Origin of the sequence: Bowmanella dokdonensis (genome assembly GCF_017254865.1) — a bacterium.
GTDB classification, from domain to species: domain Bacteria; phylum Pseudomonadota; class Gammaproteobacteria; order Enterobacterales; family Alteromonadaceae; genus Bowmanella; species Bowmanella dokdonensis.
This window is the reverse complement of sequence record NZ_JAFKCV010000008.1, coordinates 38,489-58,485: the sequence shown is the minus strand read 5'-3', so window position 1 is coordinate 58,485 and position 19,997 is coordinate 38,489. Positions and strand designations below refer to the sequence as shown.

Annotated in this window: 18 protein-coding genes and 1 tRNA gene; 6 read left to right on the top strand and 13 right to left on the bottom strand. The window is 54.0% G+C overall.

Going from position 1 to position 19,997, the window contains the following annotated elements; genetic code table 11:
• Nucleotides 1–53: 53 nt before the first annotated feature.
• Nucleotides 54–3,929: a phosphoribosylformylglycinamidine synthase gene (gene purL / locus J0A66_RS14260; RefSeq protein ID WP_206574508.1), complete on the top strand. Its 3,876-nt coding sequence runs from the start codon at nt 54–56 to the stop codon at nt 3,927–3,929.
• 37 nt (nt 3,930–3,966) lie between these two features.
• Here the strand turns inward: purL and J0A66_RS14255 are convergent, their stop codons facing one another.
• From J0A66_RS14255 to J0A66_RS14225, 7 genes are all read right to left on the bottom strand, one after another.
• Entirely contained in the window at nt 3,967–4,380 is a 414-nt protein-coding gene (locus J0A66_RS14255) for a CBS domain-containing protein (protein ID WP_206574507.1), read from the bottom strand.
• Between the two features lie 66 nt (nt 4,381–4,446).
• The gene (locus J0A66_RS14250) at nt 4,447–4,980 is read right to left on the bottom strand and encodes a DUF2795 domain-containing protein (RefSeq protein ID WP_206574506.1); all 534 of its coding nucleotides are present in this window, start codon (nt 4,978–4,980) and stop codon (nt 4,447–4,449) included.
• Nucleotide 4,981: 1 nt separating this feature from the next.
• Nucleotides 4,982–5,977, bottom strand: a complete 996-nt coding sequence (locus J0A66_RS14245; protein WP_206574505.1) for a DUF2795 domain-containing protein — start codon at nt 5,975–5,977, stop codon at nt 4,982–4,984.
• A gap of 559 nt (nt 5,978–6,536) precedes the next feature.
• Nucleotides 6,537–7,118 carry a DNA endonuclease SmrA gene (gene smrA, locus J0A66_RS14240; protein WP_206574504.1) on the bottom strand — a complete coding sequence of 194 codons (582 nt, stop codon included), beginning with the start codon at nt 7,116–7,118 and terminating at the stop codon, nt 6,537–6,539.
• Nucleotides 7,119–7,170: 52 nt separating this feature from the next.
• Nucleotides 7,171–7,770 (bottom strand): PqiC family protein, encoded by a 600-nt coding sequence (locus tag J0A66_RS14235; RefSeq protein ID WP_206574503.1) that lies wholly within the window; start codon nt 7,768–7,770, stop codon nt 7,171–7,173.
• The gene (pqiB, locus tag J0A66_RS14230) at nt 7,763–9,418 is read right to left on the bottom strand and encodes an intermembrane transport protein PqiB (RefSeq protein ID WP_206574502.1); all 1,656 of its coding nucleotides are present in this window, start codon (nt 9,416–9,418) and stop codon (nt 7,763–7,765) included. The genes J0A66_RS14235 and pqiB overlap by 8 nt, the downstream gene beginning before the upstream one ends.
• Nucleotides 9,408–10,556, bottom strand: coding sequence for a paraquat-inducible protein A (locus J0A66_RS14225; protein ID WP_338143899.1), 1,149 nt, complete (start codon nt 10,554–10,556; stop codon nt 9,408–9,410). The genes pqiB and J0A66_RS14225 overlap by 11 nt, the downstream gene beginning before the upstream one ends.
• Nucleotides 10,557–10,750: 194 nt before the next feature.
• Here J0A66_RS14225 and J0A66_RS14220 point away from each other — a divergent pair, with 194 nt between their 5' ends.
• Nucleotides 10,751–12,787: a S9 family peptidase gene (locus J0A66_RS14220; RefSeq protein ID WP_206574501.1), complete on the top strand. Its 2,037-nt coding sequence runs from the start codon at nt 10,751–10,753 to the stop codon at nt 12,785–12,787.
• Between the two features lie 14 nt (nt 12,788–12,801).
• Here J0A66_RS14220 and J0A66_RS14215 read toward each other — a convergent pair whose 3' ends face one another.
• Nucleotides 12,802–13,245, bottom strand: coding sequence for a YybH family protein (locus tag J0A66_RS14215; RefSeq protein ID WP_206574500.1), 444 nt, complete (start codon nt 13,243–13,245; stop codon nt 12,802–12,804).
• Nucleotides 13,246–13,453: 208 nt separating this feature from the next.
• Here J0A66_RS14215 and J0A66_RS14210 point away from each other — a divergent pair, with 208 nt between their 5' ends.
• Nucleotides 13,454–13,981 (top strand): acyloxyacyl hydrolase, encoded by a 528-nt coding sequence (locus tag J0A66_RS14210; RefSeq protein ID WP_206574499.1) that lies wholly within the window; start codon nt 13,454–13,456, stop codon nt 13,979–13,981.
• 178 nt (nt 13,982–14,159) lie between these two features.
• Here the strand turns inward: J0A66_RS14210 and J0A66_RS14205 are convergent.
• Nucleotides 14,160–14,234 (bottom strand) — tRNA-Arg (locus J0A66_RS14205).
• Between the two features lie 70 nt (nt 14,235–14,304).
• Nucleotides 14,305–15,441: a flagellar assembly protein T N-terminal domain-containing protein gene (locus tag J0A66_RS14200; RefSeq protein WP_206574498.1), complete on the bottom strand. Its 1,137-nt coding sequence runs from the start codon at nt 15,439–15,441 to the stop codon at nt 14,305–14,307.
• Nucleotides 15,442–15,701: 260 nt separating this feature from the next.
• Here J0A66_RS14200 and J0A66_RS14195 point away from each other — a divergent pair, with 260 nt between their 5' ends.
• Nucleotides 15,702–16,157: an LPP20 family lipoprotein gene (locus J0A66_RS14195; protein WP_206574497.1), complete on the top strand. Its 456-nt coding sequence runs from the start codon at nt 15,702–15,704 to the stop codon at nt 16,155–16,157.
• Nucleotides 16,158–16,238: 81 nt separating this feature from the next.
• On the opposite strand, the gene flgN is transcribed toward J0A66_RS14195, so the two are convergent.
• The 3 genes from flgN to flgA form a co-directional block, all read right to left on the bottom strand.
• Entirely contained in the window at nt 16,239–16,658 is a 420-nt protein-coding gene (gene flgN / locus J0A66_RS14190) for a flagellar export chaperone FlgN (RefSeq protein WP_206574496.1), read from the bottom strand.
• Nucleotides 16,659–16,661: 3 nt separating this feature from the next.
• Nucleotides 16,662–16,994, bottom strand: coding sequence for a flagellar biosynthesis anti-sigma factor FlgM (flgM, locus tag J0A66_RS14185; RefSeq protein WP_206574495.1), 333 nt, complete (start codon nt 16,992–16,994; stop codon nt 16,662–16,664).
• Nucleotides 16,995–17,179: 185 nt separating this feature from the next.
• Nucleotides 17,180–17,884: a flagellar basal body P-ring formation chaperone FlgA gene (gene flgA / locus J0A66_RS14180; protein WP_206574494.1), complete on the bottom strand. Its 705-nt coding sequence runs from the start codon at nt 17,882–17,884 to the stop codon at nt 17,180–17,182.
• 268 nt (nt 17,885–18,152) lie between these two features.
• On the opposite strand from flgA, the gene J0A66_RS14175 reads away from it, so the two are divergent.
• Nucleotides 18,153–19,076: a chemotaxis protein CheV gene (locus J0A66_RS14175; RefSeq protein ID WP_206574493.1), complete on the top strand. Its 924-nt coding sequence runs from the start codon at nt 18,153–18,155 to the stop codon at nt 19,074–19,076.
• Between the two features lie 17 nt (nt 19,077–19,093).
• Nucleotides 19,094–19,927, top strand: coding sequence for a CheR family methyltransferase (locus J0A66_RS14170; protein WP_206574492.1), 834 nt, complete (start codon nt 19,094–19,096; stop codon nt 19,925–19,927).
• Nucleotides 19,928–19,997: the final 70 nt, after the last annotated feature.

The following is a 19,997-nucleotide window of genomic DNA, read 5'->3' as shown; positions in this document are numbered from 1 at the left end:
CTACTATAATCCGCCGCTCAAAATCCTAACCAGCCAACTGGGTGAAAATCAACATGCTAATCCTGCGCGGTGCACCGGCCCTCTCTGAGTTTCGAATCAATAAACTGAAGAATCAGATCCGTGAGCAAAAGCTTCAGATCACTGAACTGTATGCCGAGTATGTGCATTTTGCCCAGTGTCACTCCGAGCTGTCAGATCAGGAACGTCAGGTGCTGGACAGTCTTCTGGTATACGGCCCAAAAGCACAGGAGCATCCCGCCGAAGGTGAGTTGATCCTGGTTGCCCCCCGGCCTGGGACTATCTCACCCTGGTCCTCCAAGGCCACCGATATCGCCCATAACTGTGGCCTCGATAAGGTGAGACGACTCGAACGTGGTATCGCCTATTACATTCAAGGCACTGAGCCACAGCAGAAAGAGGCGATTGCCGCCTTGTTGCATGATCGTATGACCCAGACTGCCTGGTCAGATTTGCACCAGGCCAGTCGCCTGTTCGCCGAACAGCAGCCTTCCCCCATGGACAGTATCGACATTCTGGCTGAGGGAAGATCGGCGCTGGAAAAGGCTAATCTCGAGATGGGCCTTGCTCTGGCTGAGGATGAGATTGATTACCTGCTTGAGAGCTTCGGGCGTCTGGGCCGCAATCCCAATGATGTGGAACTCTACATGTTTGCCCAGGCCAACTCAGAGCATTGCCGGCACAAGATTTTCAATGCCGACTGGACCATCGATGGCCAGGTACAAAGCAAGTCGCTGTTCAAGATGATCAAGAACACCTTTGAGCAATGCCCGGATTATGTGCATTCGGCCTACAAGGATAATGCGGCGGTCATGGAAGGCTCCTTCGCCGGCCGCTTCTTTCCCGAACATAGTTCTGCCGAGTATCGGTACCATCAGGAAAATATCGATATCCTGATGAAGGTGGAAACCCACAATCACCCCACAGCGATTTCTCCCTTTCCCGGAGCCGCGACCGGGTCGGGAGGAGAAATCCGTGATGAAGGGGCCACCGGCAGAGGCGCTAAGCCCAAGGCGGGGTTGGTGGGCTTTTCCGTCTCCAACCTGAAAATTCCCGGCTATACCCAGCCCTGGGAGCAGGAGCACGGCAAACCGGCCCATATCGCCAGTGCCCTGGACATCATGCTTGAAGGCCCTTTGGGAGGCGCCGCGTTTAATAACGAGTTCGGCAGACCGGCTATTCTCGGTTACTTCCGCACCTATGAACAACAGGTCAGCAGTTTCAACGGCATGGAGGTTCGTGGCTACCACAAGCCTATTATGCTGGCGGGCGGTATCGGCAATATCCGGGCTGATCATACGCAAAAGGCCGAGATTCCGGTGGGTGCCAAGCTGATCGCTCTGGGAGGGCCGGCCATGAATATCGGCCTCGGTGGCGGGGCCGCTTCTTCCATGGCCTCCGGCCAGTCCAGCGAAGCACTGGATTTTGCCTCGGTGCAAAGGGATAACCCGGAAATTGAACGTCGCTGCCAGGAAGTGATCGACCGCTGCTGGGCGCTGGGTGACAAGAACCCCATCCAGTTTATCCATGATGTGGGGGCAGGCGGCCTGTCCAATGCCTTCCCTGAATTGGTCAATGACGGTGGTCGTGGTGGTAAGTTTGATTTGCGCGCTATTCCTAATGATGAGCCGGGCATGTCGCCCATGCAATTGTGGTGCAATGAATCACAGGAACGTTATGTGCTCGCCGTTGCGCCGGAAAACCTCGAACTGTTTGCTTCTATCTGTCACCGGGAGCGGGCGCCCTTTGCTGTAGTGGGAGAGGCCACGGCCGAACCGCACCTGACCCTGAGTGACGAGCATTTCGGCAACAAGCCGGTGGACATGCCCCTCGAAGTGCTGCTGGGCAAGCCGCCCAAGATGCACCGTGATGTGACGTCCAGCAAGGCAACTGGAGAAATGCTGCACACCGACGCCATCCGCCTGGATGAAGCAGCCGAGCGACTGTTGGTTTTACCGGCCATTGCCGAAAAGACCTTTTTGATTACCATTGGTGATCGCACGGTTACCGGGCTGGTTAACCGGGATCAGATGGTGGGCCCCTGGCAGGTTCCGGTAGCGGACGTCGCGGTCACGGCTGCCGGATACGATACCTACCATGGTGAAGCCATGGCCATGGGTGAACGCACGCCCATCGCCCTGCTCAGTCACGGGGCTTCAGCGCGAATGGCGGTGGCCGAAGCAGTCACTAATATTATGGCGGCCGATATCGGTGAACTTAAACGTATCAAGCTGTCCGCCAACTGGATGGCTGCAGCCGGTCATCCTGGTGAAGATGCGGGGTTATATGAAGCGGTAAAAGCCGTCGGCGAAGAGTTATGTCCGGCACTGGAACTGACGATTCCTGTGGGCAAGGACTCCATGTCCATGAAGACCCGCTGGCAGGATGAAGGCCAGGACAAAGCGGTCACTTCCCCCTTATCCCTGGTAATCTCCGCATTTGCCAGGGTGGAGGATGTGCGTCGCACCCTGACGCCGCAGTTGCGACTGGATAAGGGCGAGTCTCGCTTGTTGCTGGTGGATCTGGGCGCCGGTAAGAACCGTCTTGGCGCTTCCTGCCTGGCTCAGGTTTATGGGCAGCTTGGACAGCAGGCACCAGACCTTGATGATCCTTCGTTGCTGCGTGGAATGTTCAATGCTGTGCAGGCGTTGAATCGCCTCGGTCTTATCTGGGCTTACCATGACAGATCCGACGGCGGCCTGTTCACCACCCTGGCCGAGATGGCGTTTGCCGGTCAGTGCGGAGTCGATGTGCAACTGGATGGCCTGGGTGAGCCCCTGTCGGCTTTGTACAGCGAAGAGTTGGGTGCAGTACTGCAGGTCCCGGCCGCCAATCTGGTGCAGATAGAGCAGATTTTTGCCGACCAGGGGCTGTCAGCCCTGGTGCATGAGATTGGCCTGCCGGTTGCTGAGGACAAACTGAGCTTCAAACTGGCTGGCAAAGCTGTGCTGGAAAACAGTCGCAGTCATTACCGGGCCTTGTGGGCGCAAACCACTCATAGGATGCAGTCCATGCGTGATAACCCTGAGTGCGCCGAAGAAGAGCTCAAGATCAAGACCGACAGTCACAACCCGGGCCTGCACGCCAGTCTCAGCTTCGATAGCAATCAAGATGTGGCGGCCCCTTATATTGCCAGGGGCATCCGACCGCAGGTGGCTATCCTGCGTGAGCAGGGGGTCAACTCTCATATGGAAATGGCGGCGGCTTTCAGCCGGGCCGGCTTCAGCGCCATCGATGTGCATATGAGCGATATCCTGTCCGGTCGCGTCAGTCTGGATGGCTTTAAAGGGTTGGTAGCCTGTGGCGGTTTTTCCTATGGCGACGTACTGGGGGCTGGCGAAGGCTGGGCCAAGTCCATACTCTTTAACGAGAAGGCCAGGACACAGTTTCAGCAATTCTTCCATCGCCAGGACACATTCTCCCTGGGGGTCTGCAACGGCTGCCAGATGATGTCCAATCTTAAGAGCCTGATCCCCGGCGCGGACTTGTGGCCACACTTTGTTACCAATCGTAGCGAACGCTTTGAGGCGCGCTTTTCAATGGTGGAAGTGACAGAGTCAAAATCGGTGCTGTTGCAGGGCATGGCGGGTTCCAGAATGCCGGTGGCGGTGTCTCATGGTGAAGGTCGGGCAGAATTTGGCAGTGACGCCAGTGAGGTTCTGCAAAAGCAGGCGGTTACCCTGCGATACGTGGATAACTACGGCCAGGTCACGGAGCAATATCCTGCCAATCCCAATGGTTCTCCACTTGGGATTACCGGTCTTACCAGCCTCGACGGTCGCGCCACTATCATGATGCCGCATCCGGAACGGGTGTTCCGCACAGTATCTAACTCCTGGCATCCTGATGAGTGGCAGGAAGACAGTCCCTGGATGCGCCTGTTCCGTAATGCCAGGGTATTTGTTGCTTAGAACGGCCCCTGAGGGCCGTTTTACTTTTGTTGCTGATTTAGCGGGCCGTTACGCCTTGCAGAACCCGCCCCGCTGTCTCGGCGCTCAGATGCTGAGCCAGGTCGCCGATTGAAATGACCCCTACCAGACGTTTGTTATCACTGACGACCGGCATGCGGCGAACTTGCTGTTCACTCATGTTGCGGGCTACTTCACTGGCATCCTGATCTTCCCGGCAATACAAGACCTTGTCGGTGAGGATATCGCTGACCCGCGTATTTCTTATATCGCGTCCTTCGGCGACCACACGAATGACAATGTCCCGGTCAGTCAGGGTGCCTTTGAGCCGGTCGTTCTCACCGACCAACAGAAAGCCAATGCCCTGTTCACGCATGCTTTCTGCAGCCTGGTGGATACTGGTCTCCGGACTGACCAGTCTGGCTTGTGGGTTCATGATGTCCTTGATGTTCATACTTCACCTCCTGATTTGATTCGGATTCTACCTGTGTTGGTACGGTCGCCGGCACAGGCTCGCACCTTAGTCTGACCGGCTGGATTTGATGCGGCCAAACTCCCTGGCCACATCAGCCATGTCCTGATACTGTTTTTCGCGAAATTGCTGCAGCATTTGTTTGTCCTTATCCGTAGCCTGCTGTTGCGCATAGTTGCGCAGCTTTTGTGCAGAAGCGGGAAATTTGAGCCCCCCAAACAAACTGGCAATATGGCTGGCTGAGCCACGTTTAAGGGCCTCCTTCCCGCCTTTTTTACTGGGTTGGACATCTGCCTTAGCTTTATGGCTTTTAAGCTCGCCCAAGGAACGGGCCACCTCGGCGGCGTCGCGAAAGTGATTATCCGGCAACCTGGTCAAAAGGGAGGCAATGCCATCGCTGTGCCGCTGTCTGGCTTGCTCTACCAGAGTTTGTCTTGAACAGGGAAATTCAATTCCCGAGATTTGCTCTTCCAGGTCGGCTGCCGAGATGGCACGAGGCGGATGAGCGGTCTGCAGGTGTTTTTCATATCGGGACCGTTGCTCAAACTCCTGACCGCAATGTTCGCAGGTAAACTGTGCCATATCAGCGCACCTCCCCAAGCGCCTTTTCCACTTCTGCCATCGAACGGAACTCTCTGTCCGGCAAGGCTTTAAGGGTTTCAATGATCTCATCAGGCGCCTGATTACTTCTTGCCTGCCGAATCAACTTAACCGCATCTCCGGGCAGCTTGACCCCTTTCAGCGCTTTGGCAATACCTGCTGCTGAAGGTGCTTTCAGGGCCTGTTGGCCGCCGGCCTTACCTCCCTTGCTTCGATCAGAGGCCGGCGAGAGGTTATCCAGCTTGCCTTTGGGACCGCTCCACTGTCCTTTTTCAAGTGCTTCACATGGCCAGTCTTCCCGCCTGAGTTTTAGTCTACCGAACAGATCTGCCTGCCCCTTAATCTTGACGTCTGATTCCTGCAGATCCTTGTGAGCCCCTATCAGTACCATCTGGGCATCCTCATAGGCAAGTAACCCCAGGTCGGTGATACGCAGCCAGCGCTCTTCGGCAAACTGGTTTTTGAGTTTGGCCGGATAATTCGGTTTGGCATCGGGAAAACCCGGCACTTCCAAGTCAGGATTCCTGACTGAAATCACATAGCTGCCCGCTTCAAGAATACCCAGGGCCTTTTGTACATTGCCGAGCTTGTCAGGCTGGCTCAGTCGATAGGCAAGGCGACTGCTCTGGTCTTTCTCCAGCAACTGATAGCGGCCGGCCGCTGCCGGAATGGCCTCCGACTCTTCCTGTTTACCGCGGGTTTCAGTCTGGTATTGTTTGGGATGCAGGGCATTGGTAATGGCCTGTGCATCACCGACCAGATCGAGCAGTATCCAGCCGCGCTCGTCCTCTTCTGCCTTGTCAGGTTTAATCTCAGGCAGGCGTTTCTTACCTACCACAAACAGCCGGCCCTGCTGGCTTTCATCTGGCATCAGAATCAGATAAAAGCGCTGTACCTCACCAAGGCTGGCCGGATTGGGACTGTCCAGTTTGGGACGATAGAAAAAATAGATATCGCCATTTTCCAGAATATTTGCCATTTTTTCCTCCTTGTCGATATTCGATTCCAGCGTCATGCAGAAGTTAAGGTTGTGCCGGTACCGGCCGCAGTCTTTCAAACAAGTGATACCACCACTTACCATAAGGCTAGCAGTCGCAATGACTGTGGCCAGCGATTAGATATTGCGAACTGTAAAGGCTGGCTTTCCACGCAGATAAAGGAATTTGCCTGAATTGGAGGCACTGAATCGACAAAACAGACAAATTTTGCCTGTATCTGCCAATTTTTTGACATTTTTTTACCTAAGCTGTTGTTAAATAAAAAAACTGTGTTTAGTATTTGAACGGATCGTCAAATTGTAACAATTTGCACCCTATGCCTGATTCCCATGAGTCTTCGGACACAGCAGGGATGTCTCGTCCAAATGGAATCAGGCTGAGCAGGGATTTGTAGACCCAGAAAATAATAACAGAGACAGTTTATGAATCGCTCTTCGAGAGGTTTTGGCTTAGCCGGCGTATTGTTCGCCGTCATTGTCATGGTATTAACCGCATTTTTTGGCGCCAGGGCAGAAGCGACGCACACAGAGTCTGTGCAATCTAGCGCTTCTGATGTCTTTCCCGGTTAGCCAGTCGTTGCTGTTCACTTTTTCGCAGCAACACATAGGTGGCCGCCAGACCGCCATGGGCTTTTAGCGCCGAATGAAAAGCCAGGACTTCTGGGATCTGTCGAAGCCACTGGTTAACATAACTCTTCACTAAGGCCGGAAAAGGCTTGCTCTTCAGCCCCAGCCCATGCCGGACAAGGAGGGTTCGAATTCCTCTTTTATGACTTTCCATGAGCGTATTGAACAGCAGCGTTCTGGCCTGCTCGATTTTCATCATCTGCAAATTCAGAACTTCGTCTATCTGATACTGGCCCAGGCGAAGCTTCTTGTACACGCCTTCCTGCACCCCGTCCTTCTTGTATTCGAGAAAGTCATAGGGGTCCAGTGGATCGACGCGCTCCACACTCAGGTAATTGCTGTCCTGTTGCAGGGTTTCTTCGACGGCCTGACGTTTGAGTTTTTGTGCCAATGTCAGTTGTGATGGGCCGGTAAGATCGACTTTGTCAGAAGGGGTCAGGGGTTTAACGTCCTGCATTTCCTGTAAAAAGCTTAATTCTTCGGCTGAAAAAGACATGCCTTTCCCCTTAACTGGCTGATCCTCACTTATATGGGGCAGGGTGTCACTATCACAAGCCTTGGCCTGATGTTTCCAAAGTGGACAACTGAGCCTGAATATCCCGGCTCAGGATCGCAACGGCCTCACGCATCTTCGCAACGGCATGGCCGTAGCCGTCCTCTTCCAACGGCAGACTGCTCTGGACGGCACCGGTGCGGAGTGTTTTTGACTCATTGCTGTCCAGCAGCCAGTACCTGGCTTCCAGCTGGATATTGGATTGTTGGTCAATCAACAGGTGCAGTATCTGAACCTTCAACTGATAAGGGGCCTCTGCCGTCCCAGGCTCAGCCAGATTGCGCAGAACATATTGGCTGTCGCTGCCATTGACATCCCTCAGCAACGCCATGGACAGACTGGATGCCAGGCTCTGCGCCCAGAGATGCCGCCTTGAAACATGCAACTTATGGGGAGCGACCTGCATCACCAGGCCATCCTGCCTTAGATAATCTGGCAGCAGCAAGGGCAAAAGACTGACGGCTGTGCGGTTGGCGTTGACCGGTAAAGCCTGAGCGGCCCCTGTGTTGTCCAACAGATAATACTCAAGGGAAGGCGGTGCACTGCCGCATCCTGCCAGAGCTAACAGCAACAGTCCGGTCCAGCATCTAGTCATTGGAATTTCCTTTGGCTTGGGGTTCCCGCTCCTTTACCGCGCCACCGAAGATCAGACGGTTGGGGTTTTGATTAAGCTGTTGCAGTAAGGGCTGCAGTTGCAGCATGGTTTGTTCGAAACGGCGCATCATTTGCCTCAATTCGCCATAACCTGTGGAGTCGGAGGCATAGTCGGCACTCAAGCCTTCCAGACCTGCCAGGGTATGGGTCAACTGGTTGATCAGCTGTTTGTCCTCCACGTCGGTCAGCAGGCTGTTGAGCTTGCTCAGAGTGGTTTGCAGTCCTTCCATGGTATTGTTCGCACTATTCATCATTTGGCCGGTATCCGTGCTCAACTGCTCCAGCGGCAGGTCATTGAACTTATCCAGCAATGCCGTCAGTTTCTGGGTCAGTTGCGAAAAATCTCCCGGTATAGTCGGAATCACCCGATAATCCGAGAGGCTGACGAGCTGTTCCGGGGCCAGTCTAGGATGATACTGAAGGTCCACAAATTGCTTGCCAGTCAGTAAGTTACCCATTGAAAGAGTGGCCCTTAAGCCCTGACTTATCCAGTTATCCATTTGCGTCGTGAGTTGTTCTCTGCCTTCCGTACTGTCCTTGAGGCCCATTTCTCCGGGATACAGGGCGAGCAACACAGGAATATGATAGCTCCTGTCCAGAAAAGCTGGCATATCCTGCATGGGCATATTCACTGCCAGCACTTCACCGATAACCAGGCCGCGATGCTCAACCGGGGCACCAACCTGCAGACCTTTTACCGAGTCCTCCATCAACACCAGATAGTCCTGGCTGAACTCCCTGTGAGGCGCTGAGGCTTTCTCGGCGTTAGGATAGATGTGAAAAAATGAACGTTCCGTGATCATATCACCTGCTGGAAGATGGTCAGGTACACCGAAAGTCACGCCGTTGGTGAGCAAAGTCTGCAGGGTGCCCGTGTGCATGCTGATACCCTCAGCTCCCAGGTCCAGCTTGATGCCGCTGGCATTCCAGAACCTGGTGTTGCGGGTGATCAGCAAGTGATAGGGGGCATGGATAAAAGCATTGTAGTAGACCATACGCTCTGCATAGTTGAAGTAAACATTTTCGAACTTGCCCACAGTCAGACCTTTGTAAATAATCGGATCCCCTTCCGAGAAGGCGAACTCCTCGCCGCTGCTCAGGGTCAGGTGCAGACCTGGCGCACCGGCAGGGGTCAGCGGAGGATCGTCCAACCCCCTGAACTGGGTGGCGGTCTGACCGCTGGAACCGGGGGAAAGCTCGATATAGGCGCCAGATAAGAGCGTGGACAGACCTGACACGCCGCTCAGGCTGACCTTTGGAGAAACCACCCAGAAGCTGGCATCTTCGGTTAACAGGGATTCTGCTTCTTGTGACATACGCGCGGTCACCAGTACTCCCTCCGATCCCGGGGCCAGCTTAATTTCCTTGACGGTGCCCACATCCACGTCCCGGGTCTTGATGCGTGTCTTGCCTGCCTCCAGACCCTCGGCGGACTGGAATTCAATGGTGATCATCGGCCCCTGCTGGCTAAGTTCCAGATAGACCATCCAGATACCTATCCCCAGTGCGACCATCGGCACTAACCAGACCTTTGACCAGGAGGAAACTGGCTCAACCCGGGCTTGTAAAGGTTCGTTATCATTTCTCATCAAGTTTGGGATTCCATATCATTCTTGCATCGAAGCTGTTGGCCGCCAGCATAGTAATAATCACCACTGCCGCAAAGGCTATTGCGGCCGGACCTGGATAGACGGCCATGGTATTACCCATCTGTACCAGGCTGACCAGGATAGCCACAACGAAGACATCCAGCATCGACCACCTTCCGATAAAATCGGTAATACGATACAAATGTGTGCGCCATTTCTTCAACATCCGGCTTTGTCTCTGGATGCTGTAAGTCAGCCAGCCCAGTACCAGTAATTTACTCACCGGTACCAACAGGCTGGCAACAAAGATGATAACGGCAATGGGATAGGAGCCGTTTTGCCATAGCTTGACCACGCCACTCAGGATGGTGCTGGGGTCGTCCCTACCCAGTAACCGGGTATTCATGATAGGTAACAGGTTAGCCGGAATATACAGGATGGTGGCGGCCAGCAACAGTGCCCAGGTTCGCTGGATCATTCTGCCGGGCGGCTTGGGTTGGCGCTGTGCTTTTTGCCAGCGTTCCTGCCCCGAGTGGCGCAGCTGCTCAACAAGCTGATGCTCATCCAGATAGTAGAGAACGGCAATAAAGCACAGGGTAAAGATCAGGTAGGCGTAGAAGGACATGCCCAGGTGTATTTCTGCAATATCGTTCATCTTGATCAGGCTGATCAGGGCGCCAACCAGAAAAATTTCCGCCATGCTCCAGGGCAACATGGCATAGATCAGACGTTTGACCCAGGCTCCCCGTGGAGGATATCTGTCCCGGCGGAGAAACAGACAAAGGTAAATCAGGCCAAGCAGAATACAGGCCGGTAACAGGTAGATGGCCATTATCTGCACGGCAGCCAGCAGCAGATAGTCCTGCTCCATCAGAGTACTGATGCTCAGGGGGATACTGATGGTCTGGAACTGGCCTCTTGAACTGAAAATCATGAAGTCGAAGGGCAGGGAGGCGCCAAGGAAACATAAGGCAGCAAGACTGTAAGCCAGCACTTTGTCCAGTGCCTGATTGCGGTACTGGGTCAGTTGATAGCCGCAGCGTGGGCACAGGGCTTTCTGCCTGTGCGCAAGGGGGGGCAATGTCAGTGCAAGCGTGCATTCCGGGCAGCGCATATGGTTTACCTGATCAGTCTTCACCTAGGCTCCCTTGTTGATCCTGTCAGCCGTCAGTTTAATCAGGCCGGCATGCGTTGCGCAAGCTCGCCCCGATGGTCGAACCGGCCCAGTGCACCTGGCCCGCTTTTCCTGCTGCAGGTCGTATACAGACTTGTCGAAGATAACAATTATCCCTATGGTTTCAATATTTTATCCTTAAGTGACAGGAAAACATAATGACGGCAAAAACCTTGTGCTGGGCCCTGATGGCAACAGCTATGCATTACAGCCTTTTTGCAGCCGAAACAGGCAAGTTCACCTCACAGGATATCTTCGATCTGGAATATGTCAGTGAGGTAAGGATAGCCAGAGACGGAAAGCGGGTTGCTTATGTGCGCAGCAGCCATGACATCATGACAGACGGCAAGCGCAACAATCTGTGGCTGTATGATCTGAATACGGATTCCCATTACCCCCTGTTGGCCGACCAGCACAATTACAGTCAGCCCAGGTGGTCGCCGGACGGCAACCACCTGGCCTACCTGTCCAACCGAAGTGGTCGCCAGCAATTGCATCTGTATTGGCTTTTCGAAGACAAACACGCTGTCCTCACTCAGGTCAATGAGTCCATTGGTGATATTACCTGGTCACCCGATGGCCAGTGGCTGGCCTTCACCATGCAGGTGCCCCAGGAAAAATCAGAGTTTGCCCGGGGGGTGAAAAAGCCTGTCAAACCCGAAGGGGCCAAATGGGCGGAGGAGCCGATCATTATTGACAAGGTTAGATACCAGGCTGATGGCAGCGGCATCCTGGAGCCGGCCTTCAAGCATGTTTTTGTGTTACCGGTTTCCGGCGGGACGCCAAGACAACTCACCCAGGGAGAATTCCAGCATCAGGGGCCGCTGACCTGGCGTCCGGATAATCAGGCCGTGCTGTTCAGCTCAAACTTTGCGCCGGACTGGGAGTATCAGGTGGCCGAATCGGATCTCTACCAGGTGTCGGTGGCAACGGGGGAAGTGAGCCAGATAAGCAAGCTGCCGGGTCGCGAATCGGATCCGCAGTTTTCTTCTGACGGCAGGCAACTGGCTTTCTTGTCTACCGGCCCCGAACCGGTCCCTTACCAGAATGCCCGGTTGTACCAGATGGACTGGCAAACCAAGCAACTGGAAAACCTGACCCCTGAACTGGACAGATCGGTAGAAGCCTTCGCCTGGCAGGATAACAACAGTTGGGTGATTCAGTACGATGAGCGGGGCAAGCGCCTGCTGGCCAGATTAACGGAAAAAGGCAAGCTGACCAGTCTGACCGACAGCCTGTCGGGTACCACGCTTGGACGCCCCTATGTCAGCGGTAGCTTTGATCTGGCCGGTGATGGCACTTTGGTCTTTACTCATGGCAACAGCCAGCGTCCCGCCGATATGGCCCTGTGGAGAAAGGGAAAGACCCGGCAACTGACCCGGTTGAATGAGGATCTGCTCGGCCACAAACAGCTGGGCCAGGTGCATGAGATTACTTATGCATCATCATTTGACGGCGAGCCGATCCATGGATGGTACATTACCCCGCCGGACTTCGATCCCGTGAAAAAATATCCCTTGCTGCTGGAAATCCATGGTGGACCGCATCTGGCCTACGGGCCGCATTTCAGCGCCGAGCTGCAGCGCTACGCAGCCGAGGGTTATGTGGTGTTCTATGACAATCACCGGGGCAGCACCTCATACGGGGAACGATTTGCCCTGCTGCTGGATGGCAAGTACAGCTCCAAAGAGGACTTTGCCGATCACGACTCGGGTGTGGATGCCATGATTGCAAAGGGCTTCATCGATCCCAACAACCTGTTTATTGCCGGCGGTTCGGCAGGTGGCATCGCGGCGGCCTATGCCATTGGCCTGACAAACAGATTCAACGCGGCGGCCATCACCAAACCTGTGATCAACTGGGTCAGCAAGGTCCTGACAGCTGACAGTTCGCTGGGGCAGATCAGTCACCAGTTTCCCGGGATGCCCTGGGAGCACCTGGATCATTACTGGCAGCGCTCGCCATTGTCGCTGGTGGGCAATGTGACCACGCCAGCCATGATCATGACGGGTGAAGCGGACCGGCGGACCCCTATCTCAGAGTCTGAACAGTACTACCAGGCCCTGAAGCTCAGGAAAGTCGACAGTATGCTGGTTCGTGTGCCCGGGGCCCCCCACGGGATAGCCGGTAAGCCCTCAAGAATGATTGCCAAGATAGAGCATACACTGGCCTGGTTTGAACGTTATCGGAGGTAAAAGCGAAAGGGGCCCTATTCGCAGGCAGGGCTGCCCTTGTCAAATACCACCCGCCACTGACCGTCCTGCTCCAGTCGCCAGATGGAGTTGAAAGTGGCAATGCATTTACCGTCCTTGTCCAGTACCGGCCCGCTGCTGTGGGCCAGATCCCCTGAAGCCAGTACTTCTACCTGCCTGGGGAGCCAGGAAAACGGGGCCTCTTCGCCCTGATAGTATTGCTGCCAACCCTCAGCTACCTGCTGTTTGCCACGCAGTACTGCCGGACCTGCATAGAAAATGGCATCTTCGGACAGGAAGCGCTGGAACTGTTCGAAATCCCGGTTGGCCATGCTGTCGGCAAAGGCCTGTTCCCGGGCGCTGACCAGACTGGCCAGTACCGTTGTGTCCTGAGCCAGGGCCGGTTGGCTGATCAGGCAGGCAAGTGACAATAACAAACTGGTGGTTCTGGATAAGGACATCGTTGATTGCTCCGGGAATTTTTTGACACTTTAGCGGTCCGCCGATTCAGCCGCCAGATTCTGTTTGTAACAGATTGATAAAACGACATAAACAGATGACGGGGAGTCGGATTGGCGGGATAGACTTGTTATGATATCCAAGCTAACTTTCTGGAATAAACCAGAAATTACCATTAGCTGGCGAGTGTTGGCAGGGAGGTAAGGGGCAATGAACAACGTGGATCGTTTGAGTGGGGCAGCTCGTCTGCTAGCTGGTTTGGCATGGTTTATCCCCTGTCTGTACAGTAGTGCCCCGGCCGCCGCTGAATTGATGCTGTACCAGGGCCGCACCCTGTTTGCAAACCAGGACACCCGGGTTTCGTCTGTTTTACTGCACTATGCTATACAGGGAAACGAATGGCTGGATGGGGTTTTGTTGTCCTACGGTCAATTCGATGGTGTTTATCGACGATCCGATAATCAGTGGTACAGTGTCGGCGCTTACTGGCAATTCTGGCAACAGGGACAAGGTTACTTTGAATTCGAATTTGCCCCCACCTACCTCCGGCACAGGTTTATGGCGGGGCACTTTGTTGGAAGTAACTGGCACTTTACCTCGGCTCTGAGCTACAACTACCGTCTGGAATCAATTCCTCTTACCCTCGCTCTTCGATATCAGCATACATCCAATGGCGGAGTCTCTCATCCCAACCCGGGCATCGATGCTCTGGGGATCTCAGCCCGCTATCGTTTCTAGGCGGGGAAGGTAAGTAACTGTGAAATGGCGTCCCCAACTGGGTGAAGAGTGATTGCCGAAGGCAAAGTTTAGTGATTTAACATCACTAAATTAGCGATGAACGATGCATCGTGGATGATGCAACTGGCACCAGGCTACAGGATGTGTTGTTTGGAAACTGCTTGGAATATCAGCAAAATGGCGTCCCCACCAGGAATCGAACCTAGATCTAGCCCTTAGGAGGGGCTCGTTTTATCCATTAAACTATGGGGACGGGGCTGGCATGGCCGGACCAAAGGGTCAGGCCGGGGCATTATTACCCATGCCCGCTTCGATTTAAACCCTTAGCGTCTGGCAACGAAGTCGTTTGGTTGAATATTGGTCAAAGGTTCACCGCCGATGGACTCGACGATAGCGGAGTTTTCCAGCGCCCGGGTGACCTGGACTTCCACCGGATGGAGAAAATACTGATAGTGATTGTTGCCTCTGGGATCCTGAAACTGTTTGAGTTTGAACACCCTTAGCCGGTCGCCCTGACTAATGCCCTGCTGGCTGCCCATGTCGATGGTCAGTTGTTCGAAACCGCTCTGTAGTACCCGCCCATAAGCTGGCAGGCAGGCAATTTCCTCGTCGATTCGCTGGGCCAGTTCCTGGAGCTGATTCTGGATGGCCAGACCATAGCTGGACTGCCAGAATGCCAGACTGTGGGGGTCGATGCTGGCGTGGCGGTCAAACTGCCAGGGCGCGGACGTCAGAAGTTGTTCATGCATCAGCAGTTCGCCGGTCATGCCGTTAAAAAGGTGAACTTCCAGGCCAAAACTGCGATTGGTAACCGGCTCTTTCCAGAAGGTCAGCATGCTGCCTTTGTCCTCAACATCGCTAAGGTCAGTGATTTCGCCAATCAATACCAATTGTCCGCCGCCACGGCGGACCATGCCCATGGCCTGGGCGACCCGGTCTTCATTGGGACGCTGATAAAAGTTCTGAACGGACTGCACCTGAGCATGCCTGCTGGCCAATTCGAACTCCTGGCGCAGTTTCTGCGGCAAGGCTTTGCCCAAGTCAAAAATCTGACCCATGGTGGCCTGGCGTTTATTACGGATAGGATACCAGGCGGTGGTAATGGTCTTCTGATAGCTGGAGGCCGGGCACTGGCTGCCCTGAGGGAATATATCGGCGCGGATGGACACGGTAACGATATCGTCCTGGTAGGTCTCATGTAACAGTTCGACCCGGTCAACTTCACCACTGGCGCGAATTTCCAGCCGATCGTCCTGCAACAGTCCATTGGCCAGTCGCTGCACACTGCTGACTCTGGCGCCGGCAAAGAGCAGGGCCTGCTTGATGGCTTCCTGGGTGGCCATCTGCCTGGCTTGCTGCTGGTCGCCATTGACCACAACTGCCTGGCCGCTGGCTTCAAACCAGGTGGCCTGGGATGTACCCGTTAGCAGGGCAAGGACTAATATGACTATTGGTTTCACTGAACTTCACCTCCGAATGACCCGTTGGCTTAAGCATAAAATGTACCGACATTTGCAAATCGCTGCTGTGCTTTGCGGGTCTGACCCACACTCTGGTGAAAAAAGTGGGCGCTGATAAAATTCAGCATAATATTTTGCACAGATCTTGCAAAGTAGCAGACAGAACACTTGTAGAAGAATCACGCGGTTTGCGCCGCTGGCGGCCGAACGACTCCGGGTGGAAGGCTCCCCCGGGATTAACTGAATGGCGAGGTATCAGAATGAAAGTATTGTATCCCTGTTTGCTCCTGCTGGGATTATCAGGTTGCTCCACTTTTTATGACAAGCATGTGGAATGGGAATACGTGGAGCCGGACAGTTACCCTGTGCTTAAGGCAGTGGGCTATGCACCGATTCAGGAGCAGCAGGGTAGTACAGAGAACATCAGAATGTTGCAGGCAGTGAAGGCCTCCAAACTGGATGCTTACAGGGAATTGGCCGAACAAGTCTACGGGCAGCGCATCGAGGGCCAGCAAGTGCTGTCCAACCTGGTATTGGAAGATAACAGCCTGAAGTCGTCAGTGGATGGAGTAATCCGTGGCGCCAGGGTAGTTAAATCCTATGCGGTGGGCACCGGCACCTACGCCACAGAACTGGAGCTGGATATGAAAGAGGTGTATGACATCTATCTGTCGGTGGCCAAGCCGCGTCGTATCCGGGAAGTGAAATATTACTAGTGACGAGTGACAAAAAAGCACCGCAAGGTGCTTATTGAGTTCGGAATCAGGCCGGTATGTGTCTGGCACAAGTGCTTGGGGTCAGGCGCTGATCCCGCCGCCTTTCTGGCCTGCATGTTTCTTGCCTGCCTTATCGTAGGTCAGGCTCTCCTTGGCGCGTGACTCCATGATCAGACTGCGCAGATGCTCCAGTCTGAGCTGGCCCTGTTCGACGGCAGTGGCATTAATACGGGTGCGGTATTTGCAGTCCTCCACCCATTTGAAGATTTCCTGTTTCAGACTTTCGGTTTCATCGTCGGTGGAGGTGGCAGAGGTTAACAGGGCGCCTATTTTCTGATCCTGCAGTTGGATTTCATCCAACAAGATCTCTTTTTCTTTTACCAGCTTTATCAGAGCTTCCGCGTCGCGGGTACTGATTAAATGCAGTTCGTTATCCAGTATCTGTTGCAATTGCTGCAGAAAACCGAGCTGTGTTTTCAGTGCCTCAGATACCTGATTCATGGATTAGGATTTGACTCCGAACAGCTCAGCTTCCAGCTTAGCAATCTTGTTGGCCAGGACTTCGGGGTTAACCCTGTACTCGCCCGACTGGACGGCTCTTTTCAGACGGTCCACTTTTTCCTGGTTTACCGGGGCGTCATTGCCTTTCTTCTGCACCTGAGACAACTGCTGGGCAGACTGGGTCAGTGACACGGAGTCCTGCCGGGGCGCAGTCGATTGCGCCTTGGCATTGCTGGCCTGAGTGGCCGCCTGGTTATTAGCCTGTTGCTGTTGATTCAGCTTCTGGCTGTCAACCTGGGGTTTACCCAGATTGCTGTTGATATTGTTAATTGACATAGATTACGTCCACTACCTGTTAAACCTCTGCTTAAGTTATCGGCAGTTCTGTTGGCTACTTTAGCAAAATTTATTGTGATACTCACTATTTAACTAACGGCCGTCCTGTTAACTGTATCGTCTCGTCCTGTCTGGAATTTACTCTGTGGCAGAAAAAATTTATTGCCAGATAAACTCTAATTCTTTCATATATTTACTGAGACTTCGCTGCTGCTGATTACCCGAGCATCGATGTTTTTGTTCGATGAGGTGTTTTTTACCATGATGTTATCGCCCAGGTTGCCATCCTGCTCGGCCACACCTGAAGCCTGGATTTGCAAGCCGCCGACGCTGGCATTGATCACCACATTGTCACCCTTGCAGACAAAGCACAACTGGGAGGGTACCAGGGGTTGGCCGGCGCGCAGACGCCGCTTGACCCGCACTCCTACCAGCTCGTCGATGGCGGTGTAGGTGGTGCCCCGCAACTGGTTTATCTCCAGGTTGACCACTTCCAACTGATCGCGGTCCAGCAGGGTTCCCGGTGACAAGGGAACACTGGTCACTACCACGGGCTGCATCTGGCGGACCCTGGCCATCACATAGAGGAACCAGCCGGTATCGGCGCAGCTCACCCTGACGGTGACATTGGCCTGACTGAGACTATTACTGCTGGCACTGGCGTCAAGGGGCGCTGCACATTGGGGTACCTGAATACGTTCATCGATAGGGGACACGTCCACCTCAATGCTGGCAGCGCTGCCAGTCTGGCCTGAGACCTGAGCTAACACATAAGCCCTGGCGGCGTCACTGACCATCTGATGGGCGACGTTGCTGGCCAGCACCGGCAAGGCGGCTGTGGCGAGGCTGAAAAAGGTCAATGTTCTCAGGATGCTAGCTAAATTATTCATATTCACTTACTGTCAGTTTGACTATGCTTAAGGGCAAAATCTTGTAACATAGGGGCCGGCCACAAGCGCGGTCCTCGGGGGCGGCGGGCACCTGGCGGTCTTAAGTTCCTGCCGGGATAACAAAGGCGCTTCGCCTATTTGCAGACGCCGGAGCCATGCTTCGGCAGTCCACAAGCGTTGTTGGTGTTGCTGTCAAAAATCAGGCAGTACACGAAACTACAATCTCTTACGGCAAGTATTGTGCCTAAGTTGATTCAGGGGTGGTGATATGGCAGGAATCCTGGACTCGGTAAACCAGCGTACGCAACTGGTGGGGCAGAACAGGCTTGAGCTATTGTTGTTCAAGCTCAGGGGCAGGCAAAAATTTGGGATCAATGTGTTCAAGGTCCGGGAAGTACTGCAGTGCCCACCGTTAACCGCAATGCCCAAATTGAACCCATTCGTTCGTGGTATCGCCCATATCCGCGGCCAGACAATTTCGGTCATCGATCTCAGTCTGGCCACAGGCGGTAAACGTATCGAGGACCCCGGCAAGTGTTTTATCATCATTGCAGAATACAATCGCTCGGTGCAGGGGTTTCTGGTTGACTCGGTGGAGAGAATCATCAATATCAACTGGGATTCCATCATGCCACCGCCAAAGGGCTCCGGCCGCGCCAGCTATTTGACGGCGGTGACGGAAGTCGACAAGGAACTGGTGGAAATCCTCGATGTGGAGAAGATCCTCAACGAAATCTCCCCACTGAAAACCGATGTGAGCGCCGAGGTGACGGCAGGCCTGGACGTGTCGGCCATCAAGGACAAAATTATCTTTATTGCCGATGATTCCTCCGTGGCCCGTAACCAGGTTATTAAGGCGCTGACCAGTCTGGGCTTGCAGATTGAAGCGGCCAAGAACGGCATGGAGGCGCTGGTCAGGCTCAGGGAACTGGCCGAGGACACCGGGGATGTGACCGATAAAGTGGGCGTGCTCGTTTCGGATATTGAAATGCCTGAAATGGACGGCTATACCCTGACGGCAGAGATCAAGAATTCGCCCGAACTGAAAAATCTGCATGTGGTGCTGCACACTTCATTAAGCGGAGTATTCAACCAGGCGATGGTGAAGAAAGTCGGCGCTGATGATTTTATCGCCAAATTCCATCCGGATGAGCTGGCCAATTCAGTTAAGAAGTGGCTGGGCCTTGAGTAATTAATAGAGTGCAATTCGTGCCTGACAAAGACATAGGAAGCCAGGACTACAGTCTGTTCCGCAATTATCTGGAGAAACAGTGCGGTATCGTGCTGGGTGACAACAAACAATATCTTGTTCGCAGTCGCCTCTCCCCCCTGTTGAGACGCTTTGGCATTGCCGATCTGTCGCAACTGGTCAATAAGGTGGTCAACGGCTCAGACAGAAATCTGCGTGAGGCCGTTATCGACGCCATGACCACTAACGAGACCCTGTGGTTTCGCGACACCTATCCCTTTGAATTGTTGAAAAACGATCTGTTCGGCAAGTTCAAGGGCAAGAGCGGACCGTTGCGGATCTGGTCGGCAGCCTGTTCGTCCGGGCAGGAACCTTATTCCATTGCGATTTGTATTCTCGAATACCTGCAACGTAATCCTGGCGCCTTTCCCGGCGGCGTGCAGATTATCGGCACGGATATCTCCACCGACATGCTGACCCGCTGCAAAACAGCCGAGTATGACAACCTGTCCCTCTCCAGGGGATTGTCGGAAGAAAGAAAGCGCCAATTTTTCGAATCCACCGCCACCGGCACAATGAGGCTCAAGCCCCAGGTGACAGAGATGGTCTCCTTCCGGCCCATTAACCTGCTCGAATCCTATGCTTCGCTGGGCCGTTTTGACCTGGTGTTCTGCCGTAACGTACTGATTTACTTTTCCGGTCCCATCAAGACGCAGATACTGCAACAGATTGCCGCCGGGCTGCAAAGTCAGGGGATTTTATTCCTCGGCGCGTCAGAATCCATGTCCGGGCTGTCCGATGCCTTTACTATGGTACGCTGCAATCCCGGCCTCTATTACGTTAAAAAACAATAGTTTTCCACCCTTTCTGTTCCCCTTGGTCAGTTAGAACTGTCTGACTGGCACATCAATTGCTAAGTTTTTG